Raw genomic sequence first — 25,418 nt, 5'->3', positions numbered from 1 at the left:
CCGCGCCTTCCGGGCGCGAATCGGACCCGCAACGCGGGCGAGCGCTCACTGGGTGAGCAGACGAATGCCTCCCGGGATCGCGGCGACGCGCCCTAAGAGGCAGATCAAAATTGCCTGACGGATGAACACCGCCCCCGCCGCTTGAGCGAAGTAGAGGTTGTGGGGGGTGCCGTCCAGAGACGTATCGAGCTCCGAACGCCGAGCCATCGGGTGAAGGATGATTGCGTCGGGTTTGAGATTGCTTTCCGCGTGGAGACGGTAACGGCTGTCCAGGGTCTTGTAGCTGTCTCCGAGCAGGGCGATCGAGTTCATGTAAATGACATCTAGCGACCCGATGACCTCTTCGATGTCGTTCGTGAGGTCGACCTTCAGATCACTCTCAGCGACCCAGGCAGCGAGCTCTACACCCAGGGGGTCCGCCATTTCAGACACCACGGTGATCTTCGAGATCCCGGCGGAGAAGGTCAGCGCCATGCGCATGAAGCTCTTTACGGCGCGCATGTTGCCTGGCGTACCCACGATGCCTAGGTGAATACGCTGCGCCTCGGGAACTTCCGGCGCGGCCAACGCGGGACGCCACTTGAGCAGGGAGTACCAGTCGACGAGTGCTTGCGTCGGGTGTTCGCCTGAGCCGTTGCCCGCGTTGATCAACGGCAACTGGAGGTTGGTGCGGATCCGCCTCACGGCGTCCGTTTCCGTGTGGCGCATGATGACGAGGTCGCCGTAGGTGTTCATCATCTCCCCGATGTCTTCGAGGCTCTCACCCTTTGCGGCCCCTGTGGTGCGTCCATCGGGCACGCTGAGCACCTTGCCGTCCAGGCGCAACACGGCGCTCTCGAATGAGAGTCGTGTTCGCGTACTCGCCTCGAAGAACGCCGTGATCACCAGCTTGCCGTCCAGTGGGTGGTGGCTCGCAACCTCCGACAGCTCCAACAACGCCGCGAAACGTGCGAGTTCAACGATCGTCTCGCGGTCGAATTGACCCGCGTGAACCACCGACTGGCCATTCAGCATCTCCAAGCGGTCGAAATCGATACGCTTGGCGTTAGCGCTCAAGATGGCGCTCGGGTCAAGGCGCCGCCCCTTGGAGTTGGAGTGAAATGGCCCCGGCCCGGAGTGGATGCCATCGGCTAGCTCTACCATAGCTTGCCCTCCTTCAAGTCTCGCACGAGCAGCACGACGACGAGCACCGCACCAATCGCGGTCAGCGTGACGCCGCCGTAGACTAGGATCTCAAAAAATCCGAGAGGAAATATCATTCTGCACCGCCAACAGGTTGAGGCTCGAGGGGCGCTTCGCTCGCGTCATCTTCTTCAGGTCGACTTGGATCGAGCGTGGCCCAATCGAACTTGTGTGGCGCGATGAACGTGCTCACCAAGACGCAGGTCATCGAAATCACAGTGCCCACCAGCGCGGCGACGTACCACGCCACCAAGAAGTAAGCGCATAGCCCGCCGATGCTGCCAAGCAACATGCCCAAGGCAGCTCCGTGAGGATTCGTCTTCTTCGAGTACAGGCCCATGGCGATCGGCCAGATGGTGCTTGCGACGAGCGCCCCGGCGAAGAACAGCACCGTGGCCAGCGTTCCGACTCTCGGTAGGCAGACGAGCCAGGTCACCACGCCGAGCCCCACGATGACCCAGCTCGAGATCTTCTCGAGTTGGGTATCTCTCGCCTTGGGCAAGATGAACTGCTGGATGACGTCCTTGGTGATCAAGTCAGCAGTGGCTGCCAGCAGGCTGTCGATGCTCGAGGCGATGGACGAGAACACGACGACGAAGACCACGACGGCGCCAACGGAGCCGAGCAGCTTGCCCGCAACGACGGGACCGACCATGTCCGGTCGCACGATGTTGACGTCGAGCAACGGCGCCGCCAGCGCGATGAAGCCAGCCGCGACAGGGATGGGGAGCCACAACAAGCCGCCAAGCAAGTACGCCTTCTTGCCAACCCCTTCGCGCATCGCAAACGCGCGACTCCACCACACATTGCTGTGGAAGATCTCGCCTAGGCCGAACAGCAAGTTGTTGAACACCGCCATCACAGCAGCAGGGAACATCACGTGCATCAGCGCAGGGCGCGTTGCTTGAGTGTGAGCGTGCACCTGAGACAGGTCGACTTGGCTCAGCGTGGCCAAGGCGACCACCACGACGCCGACCAGGATGATGAAGCTTTGGATGAAGTCGGTTCCGATGACCGCGTACAGTCCGCCGAACAGCGTGTACAGCACGCACACACCGAGCACGACGGTCATTCCGTACGTATACGGGATCCCGCTCAGCGCCTCGAGCAGAGTGCCGCCGGCCATGGCCATGCTGATCATCCACGTAAGCGCGTAGAAGAGGCTGATCAGCAAGAACAAGAGGTACGCCGTGCGGCCGTAGCGCAGGCGCACGAACTCCCCGCTTGTATATCCGCGCGGCATAAGCTGGCGAATGCGTTGCGCCATCGGCGCGAACAAGAACAGACCGAAGGAAGCGGTGGAGTACGCCAGCATCCCCCAGATGCCGAACTCCAGCGCAAACTGCGGGGCGAGCATCGTGGTGTTGGATGTGACCCACGTTGCCACGGCGGTCGCCGTGCCGAGCGCCAGCCCCACACTGCGCCCTGCGAGCATGTAGCCGTCTAGACCCGACGCCTTCTTGCCCCAGTAGCGGCCGAGAAGGATCCAAGCGAGGCTGAAAAGCGCTAGTAGCAGCCAGCCCGTGCGCTCGGGCAGGATGGTCTCGTTGATCATGATTTCAGCTCGCTTCGCTTCGCGCGGTGCCGCGCAACACGACGAAAGCGGTTGCCAGGAAAACGAGCGCGCCGACGCCCATGAGGCTCAACGCTCTGGTTTTGGGCCAGTGGGTGATCACGAGCTCTTGTGGTTTCGACCACGCGCTCCACGCGGCGTCCCCTTGGCGCGCTCTCACGCGGAAATAGTACGAGCCGTCGAGCAGACCCGAGACGTAGCGACCCTGATCGGGTCCGGTGTACAGCGTCTTGGGGTCGCTGAAGGCTGGATCCACGGAACGCTGGAGTTGATACGTCGGCTCAGGTCCGCCCTGGTGCTCGGCCCCCCAGGTCAGCGTGGTGCTACCCGCCTGGGACTCGATGCGCGGGTCGCCGAGCAACTTGGGCTGTAGAGGCTCGGCTTCGCTGGCATACGCCAAGGCCGGTTGAAGCCACGCCAGCGCAACGACTGAGAGCGTCAGGAGCAGCGCAGAACGCGCAAAAAACGCTCGGAAAACCCGCAAATCTGGGGAAACGGACGTACAGCGGTGGCGTCCGCTACTCGAAAGCAGCGCGGCTGGGGCCGCGGCTCGAACACTCTGATCGGCGAGAATTGAACTGACTCGGCGGCTACTTCGAACGGAACTTACACAAAGGATCGGTCGCTCTCCCTTTCAAACGCCGGTGCACCCTAACGGCTACATGCCTCGATTGCCACCCGCACACCCATTCAGTTCGAGGAAACTCGAGGGCAACCTTGGATCACCCCTGTGTCGTAGGCGCGCGCAGACCTAGATCAGAGTAATCTTCTGCATTGTTGTTCGTTGGAGCCTCCAAATCCGGCCGCGCGCCACACCTGAGATAGGTCAGACGAAACGAGCGCTACTTGGCACTGAAAAGCATCCCCGATCTGCTGTTCGCTGATCCGCTGCCACGGCTCGACCTCGATCGCCTGAGGCGTGTGGTGTCGTTCGTCTATGCGGCGGGTGACTCAGGTGGTGCGCTAGCTGAGGCGCTGTGTCGCGTGAGACCGATAGAAAGCAGCTTCGAGCCGGGGTGCTTTGCGAGAGACGTCTTCCTGGACGATCTCGCATCGAGTCTGTTCGCCGTCACGTTGGAGGGCCGGGAGTTCGGCGTGGCCCTGGAGTATGCGCTCAACGTCGTCGCGACCCCGCCTCGCGCAGAAGAGGACGTGGCCTACCGCCGAGGGATCCTCGACGAGCTGATGGCACGGCCCGCGTTGGTCGAGCGAGCTGGGGAGAGCTACGCGGCGATCGCACGGCTCAAGCAGCATCTCGAAGACTCGGATCCTTCCAATCCCGTGGAGTCGGTTCGCCGTCGGCTGGACCTGTTGGAGGATGTACGTGGGGTGCTGCTGGGGCTGGCCGCGTTTTCGGAGTGCAAGTCCGGCCTTGGAAGGATCGCTGAGTGGGCTGCGGGCCAGCGCGCACGCCCGGAGTTCGCGCGCCTGACTGAGTTGCTCGACTTCGAGACCAACCTCTCGCTGATGGACTTGAGGGTGCGCGTCGGAGCTGATGGCCGACTGCGCGGCTTCGACATCGTCAAACTCGAGGAGAACGTCAGAAACCGCTTCTACCTGACTCCCCTCAAGCGTTGGCTGAACCGCATTCACATGTGGTTCCGCGGTTATCGCTTTGGCGAGCACGAGCTCTTGTCCCGACTGGTCGACTCGGCGTTTTCCGCGTTCGAACCCCAGGTAGCTGCGCTTCTGCAACTCGGCCTCGATCTTGGAATGTACGTTGGCCAACTCCAGTTTCGTGCCCGCGCGCAACGCGTAAAGCTCGACATGCGCTGCGCAGACTTGGTTTCGGGGGGGGAGGGAAGTCGTCTCGAACGCCTCTTCAATCCGTTGCTCCTCGCTCACGGGGTCGAACCGATTCCGTGCGATATCGAGTTCGGGGGCAACTGCTCGGTACTGGTCGTCACTGGGCCGAACTCAGGCGGCAAGACGCGCTTGATGCAGTCGTTGGCGTTCGCGCAGCTGCTCGGTGAGGGAGGGTGGTTGGTTCCGGCGGCGCACGCACGTTTGGAGCGGGCGGGCGGTCTGTTCGCGTCTCTGATCGAGGAACCGGCGGCGGACCAACGGGAGGGGCGCCTTGGTAGCGAGCTACTGCGTATCCGTAGGGTATTCGAGCACGCGCGACCAGGAGCGCTGGTGTTGCTCGACGAGCTTTGCTCGGGGACGAATCCCTCGGAAGGGGAGCAGCTCTTCGAGCTGGTGGTCGAGCTACTGTTCGAACTCCGTCCGAGGGCGTTCGTCACGACTCATTTTCTTGAGCTCGCGCAGCGCCTCGAGCGCGAACTCAAGCCGGATCACCCAGGGGACCTTGGCTTCTTACAGGTGGAACTCGACGAGCACATGGTGCCCACCTTTGGCTTTGTGCCCGGTGTGGCCAGCACCTCGCTTGCGCGTGAGACTGCCTCCCGTCTGGGCGTTACACGCGATGAGCTACTCGGGTTGATCCGCCGTCATCCGGCGCTGCCAAGCCCTTCAGAGCCGCCTGTGGTGGACAGCCAAGCGAACGTGGAAGCGCCGGACTCCGCATTTGATTCCGTGCGGCAAAGCTAGGTCGCTGCCTTCAACTCAGCCGAGGACGTCGGTGATCGCCGACACCAAGAGCGGAAGGTTCTTGCTGGTGATGCCCGCGACGTTGATGCGACCCGAGCGCACCATGTACACGCCGTGCTTCTGCGTCAGCTGGTCGACTTCCTCTGGGGAGAGCCCCGTGTAGGAGAACATCCCCTTCTGATTCAACATGAAGCTGAAGTCGCGTTTGGCTCCCGACGCCTTCAGGGCATCGACCAAAGACACGCGTAGCTCTTGTAACCGCGCTCGCATGCCGGCGACTTCTTTCTCCCACAGCGTCCTGAGCTCCGGATTGGTCAGCACGCTGGTTACCAGTGCGCCACCGGTCCGCGGCGGGTTCGAGTAGTTGGTGCGGATCGCGATTTTCACGTGGCTGAACACCCGCGACGCCTCGTCAGCGTTTTCGCCCACGAAGGTCAGCGCGCCGATGCGCTCGTTGTAGAGGCTGAAGTTCTTGGAGAACGAGCTGGCGACGAAGAACGGTGCCTTGCCTTTCGCAAACGCGCGAATGCTCGCGACGTCCTCGTCCAGTCCATCGCCGAAGCCCTGATACGCCGTGTCGAACAGCGTGAGGAAGCCGCGCGCCGCTTGAACCTTCTGCAGCTCCTGCCACTGCTCCGGAGACGGGTCGAAGCCAGTGGGGTTGTGGCAGCTCGCGTGGAAGAGCACTAGGTCTTGTTCGTCGGCCTGAGATAAATCCTCGAGCATGGCTTCGACGTTCAGGCCCTTGCGACCCGCGTCGTAGTAGCGGTAGCTCTTCACCTCGAGGCCCGCCGCCTTGAAGATCGCGTTGTGGTTGGCCCACGTTGGGTCGCTCAACCAGACCTTGCCGGGGCGGTGCTTGGCCACGAAGTCCGCGGCCACGCGTAGGGCGCCGGTGCCGCCCGGAGTCTGCGCCGTCACGCCGCGACCACCAATATCGCCAGCCAAGGCGCCGAGCAGGAGCTGCCTGACTTCCTTGCCATAGGCCTCGGGCCCGGTGATGGGCAGATAGCTGCGGTCAACCTCTGATTCCGCGAGGATTTTCTCCGCGCGGCGGACACACTCCAACGAAGGCGTCTTGCCCTCGTCATTCTTGAAGACGCCGACTCCGAGATTGATCTTGGTATCTCGAGGATCGGCACGGAAGGCTTCGGTGAGACCGAGGATGGGATCTGCAGGTGCGCTCTCGAGACGTTCGAACATGGCTCTCCTTTGAGGCATCCGGGGAAGCTTGCGTGGATGCGACGGGCGAAATCTGCCCTGCGTCCATCCAGGGTCAACCGAAGACTGATCGGATGGCTGATTCTGCTGTGCCACGTTGGGCCGGCGGCTCTCGTTGAGCATCTTGAGCGCTCAAACGTGGCTTCTCCGCGCTTGATTCAAGCGCTTTGGCGGCCTTGGTATGTTGCTTGCTCAGGTCTTCAGCAACGGCGCCCGCGGGCGGCAGTCGTTCTCGAAAGGCTCTCGCGATGAATCGTTTCTCTCTCGTCACGCTGCTTGGTCTGGGTATCGCACAACTCGCCGCCTGCGGAGGTGACTCCTCAGATGACGGAAGCGGAGGGGCCGGCAACGCAGGGAACGCGGGGAGTGCTGGCAGCGCGGGGGTTGCTGGCAGTGCCGGAAACGCGGGTGCGGGCACGGGCGGTGAGGGCGGGACACTAAATGCTACGCGGAAATGTGGGTTGGGGATTGAATGCGAAGCAGGTGACACCTGCAAGTACTCGGGCTTTGAAACCGGTGTCACCTGTGACTGCGATCCCTCCGGTCACTTCCTTTGCGACTCCGGGGGCGCTGGGGCTCCTCCGTTCGAACCATGCAACGAGCGGGCTGCGTCGGGTCAGGGCGGCTCGTGTAGGCTATCCAACGGCTACTGCACCCGAACCTGCACGGAGAGCGCGTGCGAGGTGACCTGCGACGGCGAGCCCGCCACGGTCGAGTGGGCGGAAGAGTGCGCCCCGAGTATGTGTGGACTCGACTATTGGGGCTGGGGCGGCTGTGAAATCAGCACTGGCCCATCTTGCAGCTACCAGATTGACTGTAGCGAGCCGGGCAAGGAATACGCCATCACCGGCACGTGCGAGTAGAGTTCAGCGCGGCTCCAGGATGACCACCGGGATCACTCGATCCGTCCAGCTCTGGTAGTCCTCGAAGTCCGAATACATCTCGAGGAGGCGCGGCCAGAGTTTCGCGCGCTCTTCGGGGCTGGCGGTGCGCGCCTTCAGTTTCAATGTTTCCCGGCGGATTTGCACTTCGCACTCCGGCTTCGCTTGCAGGTTCAGGTACCACAGCGGGTGCTTGGGCATTCCGCCTTGAGACGCTACGACCACAACGCTCTCGCCGTCGCGGATGTAGAGCAGCGGTGTGGTCCTCGGCTCGCCTGATTTTCGTCCCGTCGTCGTCAGCAGACAAACCGGGGCGCCGCCCAAGAAGCGTCCGCCGAGTTTGCCGCCGGACTTCTTGTACACCCAGGTATTCGCATGGGACATCCAACGCATGATGCGGGGGACGATTGGTGAGTCTAGGCCGTCGGGGCGCGGTTTCGGCATTGGGGTCCTCGTTCAGACTTCGGTGAGTCCAGGCAGTAGTCGGGCGCGGACGCGCTGCGCGACTTCTGGAGTGCAGTAGCGGGAGACGTCTTCGCCGGCGAGCACTAGCTCCTTGAGCCGGCTGCTGCTGACGTCGCTGAGGTCAGGTTCGGCGGCCAAGAGCACCGTGGCGAGCTCGGGTGCGAGCTTGCGATTCTCAGCCGCCATGTCGGTCTCGTAGGCGGCGTCGGATGCCCCGCGGATACCGCGCACCAAGACGTTGGCGCAGATCCGCCGCGCGTAGTCGACGACCAGCCCACGAGTGTGTCCCGTGCTGACGTTCGGCAGCGGACCAAGCACTTCGTCGAGCATCTCCAAGCGCTCGGGCACGCTGAAAGTCGCTTGCTTGTCGGGATTGTCGGCTACCAGCACGCGCACATGGGTGAAGAGCCGCGCGGCCTGCTGCACTACCGAACGGTGTCCTTCGGTTATCGGGTCGAATGTGCCTGCGTAGACGGCTATCGTCATGGCTGGGTGATGGTATGTCGATCGACGCGGATAGGGGTAGCCTCGACTCGAGTCAGCAGCTGGTCGAAGACGTCTCCAACGGGTGCATCCAGTGTAAGGGAAGCGTGAGCGTGCCCTCGGGTTTCCCCCAGGTTCACGATCACCACAGTCTTTTCCCGCTCGGTTGCGCGCCGCACGAAGCGAAAGCCTGAGAATACGACGAGGGAAGAGCCGGCGACGAGCAAGCCATCCGCCGCGTCAAAGAGCTCCCAGGCTGCGTCGACGGTTGGTTTCGGAACTCCTTCGCCGAAGAAGACCACGTTGGGCTTCAGGACGCCCTCACACCGCTCACAGTCCGCGACACGGAAGCTCTCTACTACGCCCCGATCGAGCTCCGCGTCGCCATCCGGAGCCAGCTCTGCCTGGCGGTGCTCCCAGCCGGGGTTCAACTCCCGGAGCCGAGCTTGGAGGTGATCCCGTGAGGAAATGCCTCCGCAGCCAAGACAGCGCACCTCGGCCAGGGCACCATGAAGCTCGACCACGTTGCGCGTACCGGCCTTGGTGTGGAGTCGGTCTACGTTCTGCGTGATAACCCCGACGACGTTCCCGCGCTGCTCCAGCGTCGCGAGGGCCCGGTGGGTGCGATTGGGCAATGCCTCGCGGAAACGGGTCCAGCCGAGCATGCTGCGCGCCCAATAGCGCTGTCGCCCTGCCACGCTGGCTACGAATTCCTTGTACTGGATTGGGTTCCTGGCCCGTCGCGCCGTCTCCGGTCCGCGGTAGTCTGGGATGCCGCTCTCGGTACTCACCCCAGCGCCCGTCAGGACCACCCAGCGCTGACCTGCCACTAGATCGGCGAGGCGGCCGAGGGACTCTTGGTCGACTGGAATTGCAGAAGGCGTGGATGACGCGCCGAGCATGCAACGACACATAGGACGCTACATGCCGGTGGACCAGTCGGCACGTTCACTGAAGGCCGCTGCAAAGTGGCCGATTCTACTGGCACTTCCGTTGGGCAAGAGCTAAGGGTCCGCCCACAGAGACGGTAAACGCCGTCCGGCGATGAACTACCCCTCGCTTTGCCCAGCGTGCCTCGGCGCAAAGGGCCACGCAGCGCCTGTGCTGCTGTACGAGCGAGCTGGCGAGTAGGCCGCTGTTCTCACCTGAAGTTCCCGCGTTGCGGGATGGAGGAGTTCGAATGCAGCTGTGGTCTGCTTTGTTCACCCTGGTCTTGGTGCTCGATCCGCTAGGCAACCTGCCAGTGTGCGTTTCATTGATGAAGTCCGTGCCGGAGGCGAGGCGTCGGCGGGTGCTAGCCCGTGAGGCGCTCGTTGCACTGGTCGCGCTCCTGCTGTTTCTCTTCTTTGGTCCGCAGCTGCTTTCCTTGATGGGGGTGAGCGGACCGGCGGTGCGCATCGGGGGTGGCGTCATCTTCTTCTTGCTCGCCCTGCGGATGATTTTTCCCGACCTCGGTAGCATCACAGGTGACTCCGAGGACGGCGATCGCGAGCCCTTCATCGTGCCGATCGCGATTCCGCTGATGGCCGGACCGTCGGCGCTCGCTTCCGTGACTTTGCTCTCGAACACCTATCCAGGGCAGGTGTGGATGTGGCTTGGCGCCGTGCTGGGCGCCTGGGTGATCGCCTCGGTGGTGCTGCTATTTGCACCTGATGTGCACCGTTTGATTGGTCAGCGCGGTGAGCTGGTGACCCAACGACTGATGGGCACGCTGCTGGTGATCATCGGGGTACACATGATCATGACGGGCGTGAGCGGGTACTTTCCCCTCACCCCCAACCCTGCGTGAGGCTGAGGAGCCTTCGCAAGCGCTGGTTGGGGCACAAAACGCGACCGCCTCGCATTGCTGCGAGGCGGCTTGCGCGTTGTTTGGAGTAGCAGGTCAGAGCTGTTCGAGGAACGCGATCAGGTCCTGCTTTTGGCGATGGTTCAGGTGGATTGGGTAGTCGCGACCGTCCGCCGAGTGGTTGTACTGCGGGCTGTTGAAGTAGTCGACGACCTCTTCCAGAGTCGCAGCCGAGTTGTCATGGAAGTAGGGTGCTGCGTCCTTGATTCCGCGAAGCTGCGGAACCTTGAAGCGCCCGATGTCTTCGGAGCGCGCCGTGCTGGCCGCGAGGCCCACGTCGAAGGTCACCGTTAGATTCCGCGTGGTACCGTCTTCGTTCGCCAACGGTAGAACGATGGGAGCGAAGCCGGAGCCCGTGTACTGCGTGAAGCGCAGGTTGTGAGTGTTCGCTTCGGCGACACCTACGTTGTAGAACTTGCCCACCGGCGGCGCGAAGCCTGGGTTGTCGACACTGCGTTCCGACTGGCCGGTGCCGAGCGCCTCGATGTTCTCGAGGCCGTTGAACACGTTCGGCGTGTTGTGGCAGCTGTAGCAGTACTTGTCGAAGACCTTCTTTCCGCGTTTCTGCGACTTCGTGAAGATCGGCACCGTGTAGTACGGGTCGTTCACCAGCGTGTCGTACATCGGGTCGTTGGGGTCCCGCAGCGCGTTCAACACCGGATCGCTGACTTGAGCGAACATGAACGCTTCCATGTCATTCCCAGTGGGTACCGGGAACAGGTCATCGAAGCGCCCGTCGGTGTTCTGCGTGTGGCTGAACACCGCACCGCGCGCCGTCTCGAACATCACGCGGCCCCGGCCATCGTTGAGGAAGCCGTTGTTGAAGCCGACGTTGATCAGCTGGATCGACTTACGCCAGAAGAACACCTGCTTGTACGGGTCCGTGTCGTCGCGCTGGGGGTTGAACCGATTGGGCCGATACTTGATCAAACCACGCAGGTTCAGGTTGTCCATCGCGTCGGGGTCACCGCCAGCGTCCGCGTCGATGCCCGTGAACAGCGTGTCCGTGAGGGCAATGCTGTCGGTCAACGGCGGGGCTGGTAGACCCAAGCGCGCGCCCAGGCCGCGGTGACAGGTGAAGCAGCTGCGACCGTTGCTGGTCACGTTGCCTCCGTACGGAAGTGATGCGCCTTCGAAGAGCGCTTCAGTGGTGTCTTCGGTCTCGAGGTCTGCTGCCAAGCCGAACTTCTTGCGACCGTTCTCCGTATCAGCCCCTGGTTGGAGGGGGTTGAAGCGGACTCGGGCCTCGAGATGCAGGCTGCGGCTGCCGGACGGCACGAGCTTGCCGTTGCCGTTGTTGCACAGCGCTTGATCCGTGCTCGAGGTGACGGGCTCTTCACCACCCGTCGGTCCTTGACTACATGCTGCGAAGCCTCCACTGAAGGTCATCGCGACTACCAGACTCAATGTACTTGTCTTCGTCATGACGTCCTCCTCTCAGGGGCTAGGCGGTGCACAGAAGTTGATGCCTTTAGTGTGGACCGGCTGGAAGTAGTCAGCGCACTGACCTGCTCCCGGCCACGGTCGGATTGGCGGAGCGACGCTGGCGAACGCTGCGTCGATATCCAGTGACCAGCCCTTGGGCACGACACCGCCCACCAGGGTGGTGTTGCTGAAGCTGCCGATCAGGGTCTGAAGCGGCGGATCCGTGAAGGCGACCGCAGGCTCCACCGTGATGTCGAACAACATGCCCGAGCGCACGTAGTCAGAGAAGGGCGGCGCGTCCGCGACCGTCGAAGGTGGCGTCATGTAGGGCCGCAGCTCGGATAGATCCACGCGGAATGGGTTCACGCCGCACAGGTTGGGCGGCGGGAAGGTAAAGAGGTGGTGTCCCAGCTCCGGTCGATCGCCACGTCGGACGTGGTCGAACGGGAACGTCCACTCGAGATCCACGTCGCCATTGGCCTTCGGCTGGAACTTCGGGGTGGGGAACATCTTGAGGGTGGGGAACGGCACCACGATGGGGGACGGCGGCGTCTCGAAGTCCCATGAGCTGCCGAGCAGGTCCAAAGTGACCGGGTCGTAGTAGAAGTCGAGCATCGGCCCGCTAGCGACCAACCACAGCTGGTAGTAGCCGTCCTCGATGTCTTCCGGCTCCGGCAGGAACGCGTTGGGGAAGAAGTTCACTCCCTGCGTGCGGTCCACGTCAGGGAAGCGGTCGAGGACGCCCTTACCGGTGGCGTGCACCTTCACCCAGTTCTCTTCTTCGTCCCACTTGATCTCGAGCTTGACCTCGCCATCACACTTCTTGGTCTTGAGGACGGTGAGCTCGAAGGGGATGGCACCTCCGCGATGTAGCGGGATTTCCAGCTCACCCTTCTCGTACGTGCCCGCAGATGCGGGGGTGGTCTGCTGATTGTGCGTTGCGTAGCTGCCTGTCGACGCGAACGCCGCGGCAAGACCTACGCTCAAGCCCATCATGAGGCCGAGCCTTTTTCGCTTCCTCGTGGAAGCGCCTGCTTCGAGTGTCTTCATGCCACCTCCGCTGCTGCCCAAAGAACCACTGTTACTAAGTACGTGAGCTGTCGCTCGGATCTTCGCTCGCTGGTCGCGCTCTGCCTAAACGCGAGTCCGATGCTCCCCCAATCCCGATCGTTTGCCCCAAGGCGCGAAAAACCCCGAACGCGTGCGCTGAGCGCTTACGTTGCTCGGTGGAACTGCCTGACAGTGTTTCCACATGAGTATTCGCGAGGGCGCGCTCCTTGGAGCGCTTCGGTCGAGAAAAAGGAGGGTCGGAAGGAGGAGCGGAGGGGTAGCCGCTCCAGAGTTTCGTGCACTGTTCCGTTTCGCGTTGAGCGACGGGAAGCGCCCGAGCATCTGATGTCTCATACAGGGGCGTACGAGGTCAAACCGTTTTCCTATCGCAACACAACATTACTCCCACGGTATCTCACTCTCAGCCGCGCTATCTTACCTGAGCCGCATGTCACCTCAGCCGCATGTCACCCGTAGCCACCCTGTTTGTAGCTGTTGCCGCGCACGTGTTGCCGCGCGGCTGTTTACTCCCCGCGGCTGTTTACTCCCCGCGGCAAGAGTAGGCCGTGTGTACCTAGGCTTGCGGGAACGCAGCGGTAGTTCGCGTTCAATGCCGTAGCTGGCTTTTGCGCGCGAAGCGGGCCTTTTTTTGGGGGGGAGGGAAAGCCGAGAAGCGTCGACTGGGTCGTTTGCCTGACGTTCGTTTGGCGAGCACGGTGGCTGCTGCCAAGTCGCTGGCAACTTATGCAAGTCACAGGTAGGCGAATGCCTTACCTCGCGGAACCGCGCGGCAGCGGGTCGTCGCGATTGCTGGTGGATGTGGAGTCCCAGCCGCGGGTCGAACGCCGTGACTGGAAGTGCGTCCTCGAGACTTTGCGCGTCGCGTTGATCCGTATTGGTTCGCGAGGCGTACAAAACGAAACAGGGCACGCGCTGTGAAAGCGGTGCCCTGTTGGGTTGCAGCTGGGCTGCGAACGAAGACGTGTCTAGGCGTTCAGCAGCGCAGATGTGGTCTGCTGTGTGAGGTCAGGCGTGTCGCCCTTTGGCGAGCAGCGTCTGCAGCTTGTTCTCCGAGAAGCCGAACGCCTTTCCTAGGGCACGCACCGCTAGGCCCTGCTTCTCGCCAATCCCGCCGTCCTTCCACGCGACCGCGCTGGCGACCACGAAGACTCCTTCGCGCAGGGCGTCGTCTTCCAGGGTGCCAGCAATTGCCTCGAAGCGAACGTCGCGGCCCTCCGACTCCAATCCCTCACCAGCGTACTCGAGCATGCCCGCGATGGCGTCGGAGTCTACGTCGCCTTCGGTGAGCTTCGTGAACCCGTCGATGAGCGTGTGGGTCTCGTTTTCGCTCAGCGACCCGTCTGCGACAGCCACGATGTATGCGGCTTCGACCATTGCCCCTAGGATCGCCATGCCCTCTGACTCGGCCTGGGCCGCCCGCTCAGCGGCAAGCGCCTGCTGTACTTCATCCATCCCGTCCAACGCGTTCTCGATGTCGCTCATGAGTCCTCCTCAGCCCTGGGAGTACATCATTCTGCCGGTGGGGTCAGCGGCTTTGAGCGGACAGATCGCGAGGGGTGGCGAAGCGCCTGGGATTTCCAGCTGGTCGGCGCGACTGACTCCCGGTTCTGGCGGTGCTCTGCTCGAGCTCGTGCGGAGCTGTCTAGCCGAAACGCTTGCGCATGGCGGGTAGCTCCAGGGATCACGTCACGGCTGCGTCGCCTCCTGAGGCGCATCGTCCTTTGCGGGGCGTCGTCTTTTGCGGGGCACCGCCTTTGCGGGCATCGTCTTTTGCGGCGCAGGCCTGACGCGCGCATGCCTGGAGGAAAATACAGGAGGTCGTGAGCCTCAAATAGGCAGGGCGGGATATTCCCTGTGGAATATCCCGCCCTGTGGGTTGGACCAGCCGACGTCAGTTGGAGCCGGCGGTGCCAGCGGTGCCAGCGCCCGCGCTGCCAGCAGCGCCACCGGTGCCTGCGCTGCCAGCAGCTCCAGCGGCGCCAGCAGCTCCAGCGGCGCCAGCAGCTCCAGCGGCGCCAGCAGCTCCAGCGGCGCCGGCAGCTCCAGCGGCGCCAGCAGCTCCAGCGGCGCCAGCAGCTCCAGCGGTGCCACCCGTCGCGCCGGTGCCGCCCGTCGCGCCGGTGCCGCCCGTCGCGCCGGTGCCGCCCGTCGCGCCGGTGCCACCCGTTGCGCCGGTGCCACCCGTTGCGCCAGTGCCACCGCTCGCGCCGGAGCCGCCGCCCTCTTCGTCGTCGCTACAGCCAACCATGGCCAAAGCGCTGGCGCAGATCAGGAGCGCCCCGATGTTAAGAAGCTTGTGTTTCATACTTAGTCTACTCCGTGTGGAAATGTTTCGTCTCGAGCCCGAAGGTTCGAGCCGTGTGCTCGACATCGTTGCCTCTGTCGAGCGGCCCGTTCGCTTCGTTGTTTGACCAACGAGGCGAAGCGTTCTTTTCGAGCACGCCTCCACGGGCGAGCTTCATCGAGGTACGTCTCCCGGGACCAGCCCGAGCGAACGGTGTTCTGCGAGCGACATGCCAACAGCCTCGCCGTGTACTTTAGCGCAGCGGAGCGAACAGGGATGCACAACTGACGCATTGGTAGCTTTTTTCGGCTGCGGAACCTGAGCGCTCGTTTCCTTGAGGCTTCGCTCAAGTGTTCGTGAGCGGCGCGTGCGCGCTGGGATCAATGCCGCGCGGATTCTGACTATGACATCGGTGTCAGAGTTTCTGGTGGAGCCGCGACACCGGATTCGATCACTCGCACCTGCTCGCTTTTTTCGTGGAGATGCTCGCGTTTTCATCGAGCAGCACCGCTTCTCGGGAATAGACGCGGCGTTCGACAGTTCGAGCCGGCGGCCGATGTTGCGCGGAAATGTCTGCGCGTGCACCCGCACGGATGTGCGCACCTGCCGCGGGAAAGTTTCCCTGGTCAGCCGCGCGGCGTGGAGTCCCGTTTCAGGAGTGTTTCGATGTGAGACCTTGGCTCAACCGCGACACCGAGATCAGGGTCACAAAGCAAACAGGCGGTGCGCTGATGCGCACCGCCTGTTGATCTGAGCTAGCTTGGACTCGCTCAGGGGCAAGCGCCGATGCCCGTCGCGTGGGGGCAGTGCGTGCTCGCCGGCTGGCCGCTCTCCACAAAGCCCAGGTGCGTCTCATAGCAAGCGCTTTCGCCTGAAGTCTCGTACTTGGTGACGCAGGCCGCCTGGTCCGCATAACGATCAGTACCGCCGTACCCACACTCCTTCTCGTAGCGTGCGCAAAACGCCTCTGCCGCGCTGCCGCCACCCGTGCCGCCGGTTGCGGACCCTGCGGAACCGGCGGTGCCTCCGGTTGCTGCGCCCGCCGAGCCGCCGGTTGCTGCGCCCGCCGAGCCGCCAGTTGCTGCGCCCGCCGAGCCGCCGGTCGCGCCGGTCGCGCCGGTGCCACCACTGGTGTTGCCTGCCGAGCCACCCTGTGCGCCCGTTCCACCGCTGGTGTTGCCCGCCGAGCCACCCTGGGCGCCGGTGCCGCCCGAGCCGCTGGAGCCGCTGGAGCCGCCACCACCCTCATCGTCATCACCGCAGCCGACCAGGCCGACCGAAGCTCCAAGCAACAAGACAGCACCAAAGGCGAAGAATTTCTGTGTGCGCATATGTCGTCCCCAAAAAGTGTGTTGCCCCGTCCAAGGGGCGCACCACCCCTGAGGGTGGCTGGAAGAACTGGCGTAACGATCGTGTGCCAGCACCCGAAGCCTGACGACACCGGCGTCGATTGGTCAAGTCCGTGACAGCCGGAGTGACGCAGTGCTCAGGCTGGATTTGGCTGCATTAGGGTTTGGGCAGGGATGCCGTTCCTCCCCCCCAACCGAGCATACGGGAGCGTGCGGTGAGAGAAACCAACGGGATCCGTGCCTCGCCGCCTCGCGTCCCTGGTCTCCATGAACTGCCACATTTTGCAGTGGTTGAGCTGAAGGTCTGCAAGATGTTTCCGTGGAACAAAGTGCAGCCAGAGTAGGGGACCCAGTGCGGGAAGTGCATCACCCGCGCCCGCTGGATGACCGTTCCGGCGGTTTGCCGAAGCCGCCGGGTCGCGCGCATGGGTGTTTGATTCCACGGCGCTTGGTTTCAGCTGAGTGTCTCGTCAGCCAAACGCGTGTTCGTCTCCTCACGGAGACCACAAGCGAAGCCGCAAGTGCCGCGATGGAGCGCTTTCTGCGACGTACGTAGAGGGACACCGCGCTACGCTTGAGCAACGACCCCGATGGACAGCGAGAACCCAATCAGCTTGCGCTGGGCACGCGTGGTGGAGGCGACGTCGCGCGCTCCGCTGCCGATGTCCGAGCTGCGCCTGCGCGCGGGCGACATGCTGGGTGAGTTCACGCTGCTGATGAAGCTCGCTCAAGGCGGGATGGCCACTATTTGGGTTGCCGCGCGGCAAAGCAACGACGGTCGACCGGAGCTGGTGGCGATCAAGACGATGCTGCCCCATCTGTGCGGTGACCACGCGTTCGTCAGCATGTTCCTCGACGAGGTGGGTTTGCTCACCGCAATTCATCACCCCAACGTGATCGAGGTGCGTGATGTGGGCTTGCACTACGGGCTGCCCTACGTTGCCCTGGAGTGGATCGACGGCGACAGCTTGGGCCAGTTGATGACCGAGGTCACGAATCGCGGCGAATCTCTCCCGCTCAACGTCATGTTGCGCATCGTCGGTGAGTGTTGCCTTGGGCTGCACGTTGCCCACGAGCTGCGTAACGAACGGGGCGACTTCGCCGGCGTGATTCACCGTGACGTATCGCCAGCAAACATCGTCGCTGGTGCGACCGGGGACGTGAAGTTGATCGACTTTGGCGTCGCCACTGCGGTGGACCGCTTGAGCGAGCAAACCGGAACCGGCGTCTACAAGGGCAAGGTCACGTACATGGCCCCGGAACAAGCCATGCGCCTGAAGATCGATCGGCGTGCGGATGTTTGGGCTGCAGGCGTGGTGCTTTACCGTATGGTAACTGGGCGAACTCCATACCAGGGGTCCATGCTCGAGGTGTTCCAACAGCTCAAGCTCGGCGCGCCCTACACCCCGCTCCCGCGTAGTGTTCCCAAGCCTTTGGCTGATGTGATTCACACGGCACTGCGCCGCGACCGCGACCAGCGCTACCAAACCGCGGCTGACTTTCGCCGCGGCATTCAGTTCGCGGCGGCCCAGCTCTGCGAGCCACTCACCAAGGATCAGTTCGCGAGCTACGTGAGAAAGTACCTGGGCGAGAAGCTCTCGACCCAACGCGCGCAGATCCTCGAGGCCATGGGCAGCATCGAGTTCGCTTGAGCGAGGAGCTTCCGGCCTACATCAAGCGGCAGTACTTCTCACCGCCGCTGGCTTTTCCGTAGGGTACCGAGTTCGACGCCGGCTTGAGGTAGATGTGCCCATCGCCAAGGGGCTTCGGAATGATTGCGCCAGCAGTCAGCGGACGCCCGAAACGCGCGTTTTCTACGATCACGATGATGTCGTCACCGTCCTGCTTGAAGCCCCAGTAGGACGCGCCGAGGCTGTCGTCTGGCTCTCCGGCGCAGGTCTTCCCCTCGGAGCTCAGCGCGACCACGAGTTGACTGTTGGGGTCCGTGCGCGGGATCGGACCTTGCCACATGAAGCTCGGGTCCGTGGGTTGTCCCACCTTGAGGGCCAGACAGCTGCAAGCTGACGTCTGCTTCTTCGCGTCATCGGTGAGGGCGACGTCATGCCGGGCGCCGAGCAGCGCGTACTCACCCTCCATGGGCGACTCATCCAGGCTGCGGTCCACGGGCGTCAGAGGCTGGTCGAAGTCCTGGGTGTCTTCCTTCTCGCCGGCGTTGATGTTCGCGTTCGCGCTTACTGAAGCTCTGCAGCCTCCGGAGCTGATGGCGGCGGCGCCGAGCAAACACATCACCGCGGCTTGGCTGCGCGTGCGCTTCGTAGAGCGGAAGGCGAGTCGACTCGTGGTGGAGCTCAAGCTTGTGCGGATCATGCTGTAAAAGCGTGTCACCGAGCCTAGTTCGCGGGCAACTCTTATGCTGCAGCGAGGCGAGTAGGCTAGTCTTCGGCTGTGGACATCGATGCCCTGAAGGCCAGTCTGGCCAGCACTTCGACGTTGCGTCCGCACGGCAAAGTCAAAGCGGTCACGGGATTGTCCTTACGGGCCAGCCTGCCAGGTGGGCGAGTCGGCGATGTGGTGCTCGTTAGGCGGCGGGGACAGCCGCTCGAGGCGGAGATCGTCGGCTTCGTCGAGGGCGAAGTGGTCGCGATGCCTCTCGGTAGCTTGGACGGCGTCGGCCCCGACGACCCAGTGGAGAGTCTTGGCACGCCGCTGCAGGTGAGCGTCGGGCCGGGAATGCTCGGGCGGGTTCTCGACGGGCTGGGTCGCCCTTTGGGCGAGCCGCTTGGTGGTCCTTTGGAGCGGGTCCCTGTGGACCGAGCACCTCCGGCAGCGCTCGAGCGCCGTGCGGTGGACGCCGGCTTGGCCACTGGTGTTCGCGCCATCGACGGCTTGATGACTCTCGGTGTTGGCCAACGCGTGGGCCTGTTCGCGGGATCCGGTGTTGGCAAGAGCACCCTGCTTGGAGCGATCGCGCGCGGGACCTCAGCGGATGTGGTCGTGGTTGCCTTGGTGGGTGAACGCGGACGTGAGGTGAATGAGTTCTTGGAGCAGGCTCTCGGCGAAGCCGGATTGGCTCGCTCGGTGGTGGTGATCGCGACGAGTGACGCACCCGCGCTCGAGCGCTTGAAGGCGGCCCAGGTCGCCACCGCCATCGCCGAGTACTTCCGCGATCAGGGGCAGAGCGTGATGCTGTTGGTGGACTCCGTGACGCGCTTCGCTCGCGCACAACGCGAAGTGGGGCTTGCGGCGGGGGAACCCCCCGCGCGACGAGGCTATCCGCCGAGTGTCTTTGCGATGTTGCCGCGGTTGCTCGAACGTAGCGGGCAAGGAGTGAACGGGTCGATTACCGCCATCTACACCGTACTGGTTGAAGGTGGGGACATGGACGAGCCGATCGCGGATGAGGTTCGCGGCATCCTCGATGGCCACATCGTGATGGACCGCAAGATCGCGGCGCGGGGACACTACCCAGCGATCGACGTGCCCGGCTCGCTTTCGCGGGTCATGCCCCAGGTGGTCGAGGCGGAGCACCTCTCCGCGGCGGCGCGCGTGCGCAGCCTGCTGGGCGCGTTCGAGGAGAAGCGCGATTTGATCGCGCTGGGAGCGTACTCGAAGGGCAGCGACGCCTTGGTTGACCGCGCGATCGCAGCTCAGACCGAACTTACGCAGTTCCTCCAGCAGGCCCCGAAGGACGTGTTTGCGTTCGACGAATGCGTACGCCGCCTGGCTCAGATTGCCCAGCGCTACCGCTGACGTCGGTTGCTGCCTTCAATCGCAGACGCGAGGGACAATTCCCTGGGGAAATGACGGTGTCAGCTGGCTAGCTCGGCATCCAGCTCGGCGAGCAGCTTCTTCGCCTTGCGTGAGAGCTTCTTTGGTACCGCTACGTTGACGAAGATATGCAGATCCCCGCGGGCGCGGCGGTCGAGGCGCGGAATGCCTTTGCCTCGCAACGTCAATACGGTGCCCGGCTGGGTCCCCTTGGGGACCTCCACTTGAACCTTGCTCTGGTCCGGAAGCTCGACGTCGAGCTCCGTGCCGAGGGCCGCCTCCGAGAACGCGATCACCTCGCGAACCAACAAGTCCGCGCCGTCTCGCTCCCAGCGCTCGTCCGGTGCCACCTCGACGTCGACGTACAGATCGCCAGAGGGCGCACCCTCGGGGCCCGGCATGCCCTGGCCGGAAACTCGCAGGCGGACCCCGGAGTCCACACCCGCTGGGAAGGTGACGAGCACCTTGCGCTCCTTGAGCACCTGCCCTTGACCCTTACAGTCTCCGCACGGATTCGTGATGATGCGCCCTTGCCCCTGACAGGAGGGACAGGTGGTGCTGAACATGATGAAGCCGCGCTGCGTGGCGACCTGGCCCGCACCCCCGCAGTGACGGCAGGTCTCGGCTTTGCTGCCCTCGGCTGCCCCGCTGCCCTTGCAGGTGTCGCACGGCGCGGCGCCCCGGACCTTGACTTCCTTCTTGCAGCCAACGAAGGCCTCTTCGAGGGTCAACCGAGTCTCCACGCGGATGTCTTGGCCGCGCGCTGCTCGGCGGCGTCCGCCGCCTCCGCCCGCCCCGCCGAAGAAGTCGGAGAACAGATCCTGGAAGTGCGTGAAGATGTCGCCGATGCCCGCGCCTTGGAAGTCGAAGCCGGCGCCGCCGAGCCCGGCGTGCCCGAATCGATCGTAGGCGGCGCGCTTCTCTCCGTCGGACAGCACGCTGTAGGCCTCGGTCGCTTCCTTGAACGATGCCTCGGCTTCCGGGTTGTCCGGGTTGCGGTCCGGGTGGAACTTGACGGCGAGCTTTTTGTACGCCTTCCGGATTTCGTCGTCGCCGGCGTCCTTTTGGACACCCAGCACTTCGTAGTAGTCGCGCTTGCTCATGGGGGGATTCATCGGTCCACGCTGTCGGGCACGGACGCTATCGGGTCAGCGCCCGGCGGAGGGTTGGGGAGCCGCGCTGCGCTTTAGCACGGCCACACGATGCGGCCGCCTAGGCTAAGTCGTGATCACGACCTGTCAACGTGGCCCTCAGAGACGGAGGTCCCGAGGTTGGCCTGCAGTTGCGCGATCAGCGCTGCCTTTCGCTGCAGCTCCGCGCGCGCGCTGGCCAGTTGCCTCGAGAGCTGCACCGCCGACTCGCCGGCGCTCAGGCTGGCCAGGCGACCCTCGAGCTCTTCGATCGACCAGCGGGCGGCCTCGAGGTCCGCTTGGAGGCGCGCGTTCTGTTCCGCGACCTCTGCCACCTGCGCCTCCTCCAAGGGGATTCGCGCACGGGTCTCGGCCGCGGAGCTTGTGGCAGCTGGCGAGGGTACTTGAAGCGCCTGGTCGTGGAGTCGCTCACGCAGCTCCATCAACTCGGCGACCAGTTGCTTGCCAACGCGCTCTGCCGTGAGCAGCTCGGCTTGCAGTCGCCGGATCTCCCCGCCGCGTTCGCGCAAGGCTTGTTCGAGCCGGTTGAGCTCCTCGGCGTTCTCTCGGGAGCCGCTAACCGCGGCTTCCGAGAGCTTCGACTCCGTCTGCTTGAGACTTGTTTCCGTGTGGCGAAGCTCTGCCTGAAGCTTACCGGCGCGATCCCGGGCTGACTCGCGCTGCTCTTCGACTTGCTTCAGCTTGTCTTGAGTCTGCGTGCGCTCGCGCTCGGCGCGCTCGGCGCGCTCCTCGGCCCGACGGCGCTCTGCCTCGAGCTCCTTGAGGCGACCTTCGAGACGTCCAGTCTCCCGGTCTTGCGCTTGGTGTTGGGCGCCGCTTTCGCTCATCACTTCGAGCTCGCGCCGTGCGGCGTCTAGCTCCCCAGCGAGGCTGCTCCACTTTCGACTCGCCTTGTCGAACTCGGACTGGATGCTGTCAGCACGAGCATCTGCGGCCGCCGCGCGCGCTTCGAGCTCCGAGATCCAGCGGCCACGCTTGTCGACCTCGCGCTCGAGCTCTGCGATGCGCCGGGTGCGTGTGGCCTCCTCCTTCGACGCGCTCTCCTTGGCGGCTTGGGCTGCCTGATTCTTTGCGGCCTCCAGCTTCGCGGCTTGTTCGCCACGGCTGGCTCCAGCCTCGGTCAGCTGGGCCTGCAGCTTCTCCAGCTCGGCTTCCAGCTTCTCCAGGCGCCCGCGGGCGCTGCGCTCCCGCGCTATGACGGCCTCATGTTGCCGCGAGGAGACACTCCCGCCTCGCTGGGCCAGTGCGTCTCGGGCAGAGAGCTGCACCACCGCAAACTCTTCCAGCTTGAGCTCGCGCTGGGCGGCGAGGGCGACGAAGAACTCGGGCTCCTCTGCGCCGCCCGGAACGAAGCCGTTGTCGAGGGAGACGGCGGGTTCTCCGTCGGGTGCGAAGTCGACGACCGCGTACGCAACGAAAGGGGTCTGCCCGAGCATCCGCACTTCTTCGAACTCGCTGCTAACGGCGTCGTAGAGCTCGTAGTAGCTGAGCCGAGGCTGCGCGGTGCTGGGCAGCAATGAGATGCGCACGTCGGGGTTCCGCGTGGCAATGAGTGCGGCGCCGCGCGGCCCGAGGCAGCGCTTTACCTTGCGCAGCAGCGCCGGCGGGTCAGCTTCCGCGCTCAAGTCCTCGACGATCGCGACATCGAATGCTCCGTCGCGCACGGCCAAGCCACCCTCACCCAGGGGCGCGTAGGAGACGCTGCGCGAGGTGTTGCGAGTGGCGGCTTCCGCTACGCGGGAGCTATCCGGGTCATAGACATGGACCAAGCGCGCACCGCGTTCCAGGAGGCGCTCGGCGATGTCGGAGCTCGAGTCGCCGAAGACGATGGCTCGCCGCCCTTCGAGCAGGCTCTCTACATAGGCGGCAAGCGCTACACTTGGTCGCAGGATTTCGCGTTCAGCCATCGTCGCTTTCTGAAATGCTCGCCATAGCGGCGCATACGATCTCGTGTTCTCTCGCTCGGTGCCACGAGTGGCAGCTCGCCGCCTCGCTTTTATGCAACACCGCGAGCGGAGGGTAGCCCCCACGAGGGAAACCTGGAAAGTTCACGAGTTTTTGCGCTCGATGCGGTCGCTCGGAGAGGGGGCGCCCCACAGGCGCTACGGAGCAAGCGTTCAGCGACGTGGGTTGTTTGCTGCCAAAGCGGTCGCGGTGCACTACCCGATCAGGGCTGACGGCAGGGCTTTGGGACGACGCACGGGTTGCCGCAGTTCAGTGCCATCGCGTACAGGCCGACTTGGGACGGCTTGGTGCGCCCGAGTCCGGTGCCCGCCAGGCACATCATCACAGCGTCGGCCACTCCCTGCTCACCGGTCGGAGAGATGCACAGGTGGTTCACGCACGTGCCGTCTTTCTCGCCCAAGGCGGGGGGGCAGTCGGTGTCCGTGGAGCACTCGATAGCGCGGCAATCTCCGGGCGCTGCGGTGCCTCCTTGGCTGACGTTGCAGACCCCCACCAAGCGCGCCTCCGAGCTGAGTGCCAGCGCGGGTTTGTCAGCGGGCGCTTCGGGGCCAGCAACCTGCTTGAGCTTGCACGTCCCGTTTCGATCACACTCGGCCTCGAAGCTGCGCCCTTCGGTGTCCTTCAGGGTGCGCTTGCTGATGCGTCGGCATCCGGGAAGGAGCGCCGAAGCCACGAGCAGAGCAGTTGCCCAGCGGAATGCGTGGCGTGCGCGAGATTCGGTTGAATGGCCTTTCGTGATCACGCCGCTGACTCTAGTGGCCCCAAGCTGACGGACCAGACAATTTTGGCAGCATCGAACGCTGGGCGCTGTGCCGTGCGGTCGGCTAACTTCTCCGGACCATGACGCAGCAGTCGTCCACAAGCTCCGCAATGATCCATCGGCGCACCCTGGTGGTCGATGGCATCACCCCAGTGGGAGCTTACGCCGCCCTTCGTAGCAACGCGGGGGAAGGCTCTTTCCTCCTCGAGAGCGTCGTCCCCGGCGAGCGCTGGGGGCGCTATTCGATCCTCGGCTATCGGCCGCGCCGGGTCATCACGCTCTTCGGTGAGGCCGGGGTGGATCCGTACGAGCGCCTGAAGGAGCTCGCCCCCACCGGGGCGAGCGACGACGTCGATGTCGCTGAGCGCTTCGCGCGAGCCTACGTGGGCCTGATTCCCTACGACATCGTTCACTTCGCCACCAAGGTCGACGCCTGGCCCGGGGAGCGCCCGGTGGTCGCACGTTTGCTCGCGGAAGCGACCGTGATCGTCTTTGACAACCTCACTCACACCGCGACGATTGCGGCGCACTCGGAGGCGGACCTGGAGCTTGCGGTCGCCGAACTGAGCCGCGTCCCCGCATTGACTCCCCTCTCCCCCCCCGATCCCAATCGGATCCCTGAGGATCTGGAAGTGGATACTTCGGACGCTGGATATGGCGAGACCGTCGAACGCGTGAAGGAGTACATCCGAGCCGGTGACGCGTTCCAGGTCGTGCCAGCGCGAACCTTCTCGGTGCCTGCTCGTGACGCGGATGCGTTGGACGTCTATCGAGCGATGCGTGTGCTCTCCCCCGCGCCGTATATGTACTTGCTGGAGCTGCCCGAGCGCGATGGTGCCGAGGAGGTTAGTGTGATTGGCGCTAGCCCAGAGACTCTCGTTCGAGTGGAAGGGCAGAAGATCACGCTACGCCCTATCGCAGGGACGCGCCGTCGCGGTCGCACTCCGGAAGAAGACGACGAGCTGGCCGCGGAGATGATGGCGGACCCCAAAGAGATCGCCGAACACGTGATGCTGATCGATCTCGCGCGGAACGACATCGGAAGGGTCGCTCGGGCAGGCAGCGTCGAGGTGCCGGTACGCATGACCGTCGAGCGCTACAGTCACGTGATGCACATCACCAGCGAAGTCACCGGTGAGCTGAAGCAGCGCATGGGGCCGTGGGATGTGTTGCGCGCCACGTTCCCCGCGGGAACTCTCAGCGGCGCGCCCAAGGTGCGGGCGATGCAGATCATCCGCGAGCTGGAGCGTCGTCCTCGCTTCGCCTACGGTGGCGCCGTGGGCTACGTCACCCAGGGTACGGACCTCGATTTCGCGATCGCGATTCGCACGGTGGTCAAGCGTCGAGGGCGTTTCGAAGTGACCGCGGGAGCCGGGCTCGTCGCGGACAGCGTTCCGACCCTCGAAGCGAAAGAGACGCACAACAAAGCGCGCGCAGCGTTGGCTGCTATCGCCGCGGCTATCCCTCAAAACAGGTAAGCAAG

The 25,418-nt window shown here is 63.9% G+C and carries 22 protein-coding genes; 6 read left to right on the top strand and 16 right to left on the bottom strand.

The features are described 5' to 3' along the window. Window positions 1-45: 45 nt before the first annotated feature. From H6718_27110 to H6718_27100, 3 genes are all read right to left on the bottom strand, one after another. Window positions 46-1,143 (bottom strand): aspartate carbamoyltransferase, encoded by a 1,098-nt coding sequence (locus H6718_27110; protein ID MCB9589113.1) that lies wholly within the window; start codon window positions 1,141-1,143, stop codon window positions 46-48. A gap of 112 nt (window positions 1,144-1,255) precedes the next feature. Next, window positions 1,256-2,737, bottom strand: a complete 1,482-nt coding sequence (locus tag H6718_27105) for an urea transporter (protein ID MCB9589112.1) — start codon at window positions 2,735-2,737, stop codon at window positions 1,256-1,258. Between the two features lie 4 nt (window positions 2,738-2,741). After that, window positions 2,742-3,155, bottom strand: coding sequence for a hypothetical protein (locus H6718_27100; protein ID MCB9589111.1), 414 nt, complete (start codon window positions 3,153-3,155; stop codon window positions 2,742-2,744). Between the two features lie 446 nt (window positions 3,156-3,601). Here H6718_27100 and H6718_27095 point away from each other — a divergent pair, with 446 nt between their 5' ends. Next, window positions 3,602-5,305 carry a DNA mismatch repair protein gene (locus tag H6718_27095; GenBank protein ID MCB9589110.1) on the top strand — a complete coding sequence of 568 codons (1,704 nt, stop codon included), beginning with the start codon at window positions 3,602-3,604 and terminating at the stop codon, window positions 5,303-5,305. A gap of 15 nt (window positions 5,306-5,320) precedes the next feature. Here the strand turns inward: H6718_27095 and H6718_27090 are convergent, their stop codons facing one another. Beyond that, window positions 5,321-6,508 (bottom strand): aspartate/tyrosine/aromatic aminotransferase, encoded by a 1,188-nt coding sequence (locus H6718_27090; protein MCB9589109.1) that lies wholly within the window; start codon window positions 6,506-6,508, stop codon window positions 5,321-5,323. Between the two features lie 266 nt (window positions 6,509-6,774). Here H6718_27090 and H6718_27085 point away from each other — a divergent pair, with 266 nt between their 5' ends. After that, window positions 6,775-7,389 (top strand): hypothetical protein, encoded by a 615-nt coding sequence (locus tag H6718_27085; GenBank protein MCB9589108.1) that lies wholly within the window; start codon window positions 6,775-6,777, stop codon window positions 7,387-7,389. 3 nt (window positions 7,390-7,392) lie between these two features. On the opposite strand, the gene H6718_27080 is transcribed toward H6718_27085, so the two are convergent. Genes H6718_27080 through H6718_27070 form a run of 3 tightly spaced genes read right to left on the bottom strand, consistent with a single transcriptional unit; the run spans window position 7,393 to window position 9,269 of the window. Further along, a complete protein-coding gene (locus H6718_27080) occupies window positions 7,393-7,851 on the bottom strand; it encodes a nitroreductase family deazaflavin-dependent oxidoreductase (GenBank protein MCB9589107.1) in 459 nt (152 codons plus the stop codon). Between the two features lie 12 nt (window positions 7,852-7,863). Next, entirely contained in the window at window positions 7,864-8,358 is a 495-nt protein-coding gene (gene coaD, locus H6718_27075; protein ID MCB9589106.1) for a pantetheine-phosphate adenylyltransferase, read from the bottom strand. Beyond that, entirely contained in the window at window positions 8,355-9,269 is a 915-nt protein-coding gene (locus H6718_27070; protein ID MCB9589105.1) for an NAD-dependent protein deacetylase, read from the bottom strand. The genes coaD and H6718_27070 overlap by 4 nt, the downstream gene beginning before the upstream one ends. Window positions 9,270-9,535: 266 nt before the next feature. On the opposite strand from H6718_27070, the gene H6718_27065 reads away from it, so the two are divergent. Beyond that, window positions 9,536-10,144: a MarC family protein gene (locus H6718_27065; protein ID MCB9589104.1), complete on the top strand. Its 609-nt coding sequence runs from the start codon at window positions 9,536-9,538 to the stop codon at window positions 10,142-10,144. A 93-nt stretch (window positions 10,145-10,237) separates the two neighbouring features. Here H6718_27065 and H6718_27060 read toward each other — a convergent pair whose 3' ends face one another. The 5 genes from H6718_27060 to H6718_27040 form a co-directional block, all read right to left on the bottom strand. Beyond that, window positions 10,238-11,626: a hypothetical protein gene (locus H6718_27060; GenBank protein ID MCB9589103.1), complete on the bottom strand. Its 1,389-nt coding sequence runs from the start codon at window positions 11,624-11,626 to the stop codon at window positions 10,238-10,240. A gap of 12 nt (window positions 11,627-11,638) precedes the next feature. Continuing rightward, entirely contained in the window at window positions 11,639-12,622 is a 984-nt protein-coding gene (locus H6718_27055) for a hypothetical protein (GenBank protein ID MCB9589102.1), read from the bottom strand. 1,080 nt (window positions 12,623-13,702) lie between these two features. Continuing rightward, window positions 13,703-14,179, bottom strand: a complete 477-nt coding sequence (locus H6718_27050; GenBank protein MCB9589101.1) for a TerB family tellurite resistance protein — start codon at window positions 14,177-14,179, stop codon at window positions 13,703-13,705. A gap of 409 nt (window positions 14,180-14,588) precedes the next feature. Continuing rightward, the gene (locus H6718_27045; protein MCB9589100.1) at window positions 14,589-15,002 is read right to left on the bottom strand and encodes a hypothetical protein; all 414 of its coding nucleotides are present in this window, start codon (window positions 15,000-15,002) and stop codon (window positions 14,589-14,591) included. Between the two features lie 749 nt (window positions 15,003-15,751). Then, a complete protein-coding gene (locus tag H6718_27040) occupies window positions 15,752-16,312 on the bottom strand; it encodes a hypothetical protein (GenBank protein MCB9589099.1) in 561 nt (186 codons plus the stop codon). 608 nt (window positions 16,313-16,920) lie between these two features. On the opposite strand from H6718_27040, the gene H6718_27035 reads away from it, so the two are divergent. Beyond that, a complete protein-coding gene (locus H6718_27035; protein MCB9589098.1) occupies window positions 16,921-17,982 on the top strand; it encodes a serine/threonine protein kinase in 1,062 nt (353 codons plus the stop codon). A 16-nt stretch (window positions 17,983-17,998) separates the two neighbouring features. Here H6718_27035 and H6718_27030 read toward each other — a convergent pair whose 3' ends face one another. Continuing rightward, window positions 17,999-18,676: a hypothetical protein gene (locus tag H6718_27030; GenBank protein ID MCB9589097.1), complete on the bottom strand. Its 678-nt coding sequence runs from the start codon at window positions 18,674-18,676 to the stop codon at window positions 17,999-18,001. Window positions 18,677-18,736: 60 nt separating this feature from the next. Here H6718_27030 and H6718_27025 point away from each other — a divergent pair, with 60 nt between their 5' ends. Beyond that, window positions 18,737-20,041, top strand: coding sequence for a FliI/YscN family ATPase (locus H6718_27025; protein ID MCB9589096.1), 1,305 nt, complete (start codon window positions 18,737-18,739; stop codon window positions 20,039-20,041). Window positions 20,042-20,100: 59 nt separating this feature from the next. Here the strand turns inward: H6718_27025 and dnaJ are convergent, their stop codons facing one another. The 3 genes from dnaJ to H6718_27010 all read right to left on the bottom strand — a co-directional run bounded on the left by dnaJ (window position 20,101) and on the right by H6718_27010 (window position 23,848). Beyond that, window positions 20,101-21,162, bottom strand: coding sequence for a molecular chaperone DnaJ (gene dnaJ / locus H6718_27020; GenBank protein MCB9589095.1), 1,062 nt, complete (start codon window positions 21,160-21,162; stop codon window positions 20,101-20,103). Between the two features lie 125 nt (window positions 21,163-21,287). After that, window positions 21,288-23,117: a hypothetical protein gene (locus H6718_27015; protein ID MCB9589094.1), complete on the bottom strand. Its 1,830-nt coding sequence runs from the start codon at window positions 23,115-23,117 to the stop codon at window positions 21,288-21,290. Window positions 23,118-23,377: 260 nt separating this feature from the next. Continuing rightward, window positions 23,378-23,848, bottom strand: coding sequence for a hypothetical protein (locus H6718_27010; GenBank protein ID MCB9589093.1), 471 nt, complete (start codon window positions 23,846-23,848; stop codon window positions 23,378-23,380). Between the two features lie 167 nt (window positions 23,849-24,015). On the opposite strand from H6718_27010, the gene H6718_27005 reads away from it, so the two are divergent. Continuing rightward, window positions 24,016-25,413: an anthranilate synthase component I family protein gene (locus H6718_27005; protein MCB9589092.1), complete on the top strand. Its 1,398-nt coding sequence runs from the start codon at window positions 24,016-24,018 to the stop codon at window positions 25,411-25,413. Window positions 25,414-25,418 lie beyond the last annotated feature (5 nt).

It is taken from the genome of Polyangiaceae bacterium, from assembly GCA_020633205.1.
GTDB lineage: Bacteria > Myxococcota_A > Polyangia > Polyangiales > Polyangiaceae > JAHBVY01.
The sequence above is the reverse complement of the archived record's forward strand: the minus strand, read 5'-3'. Positions and strand labels throughout refer to the sequence as shown.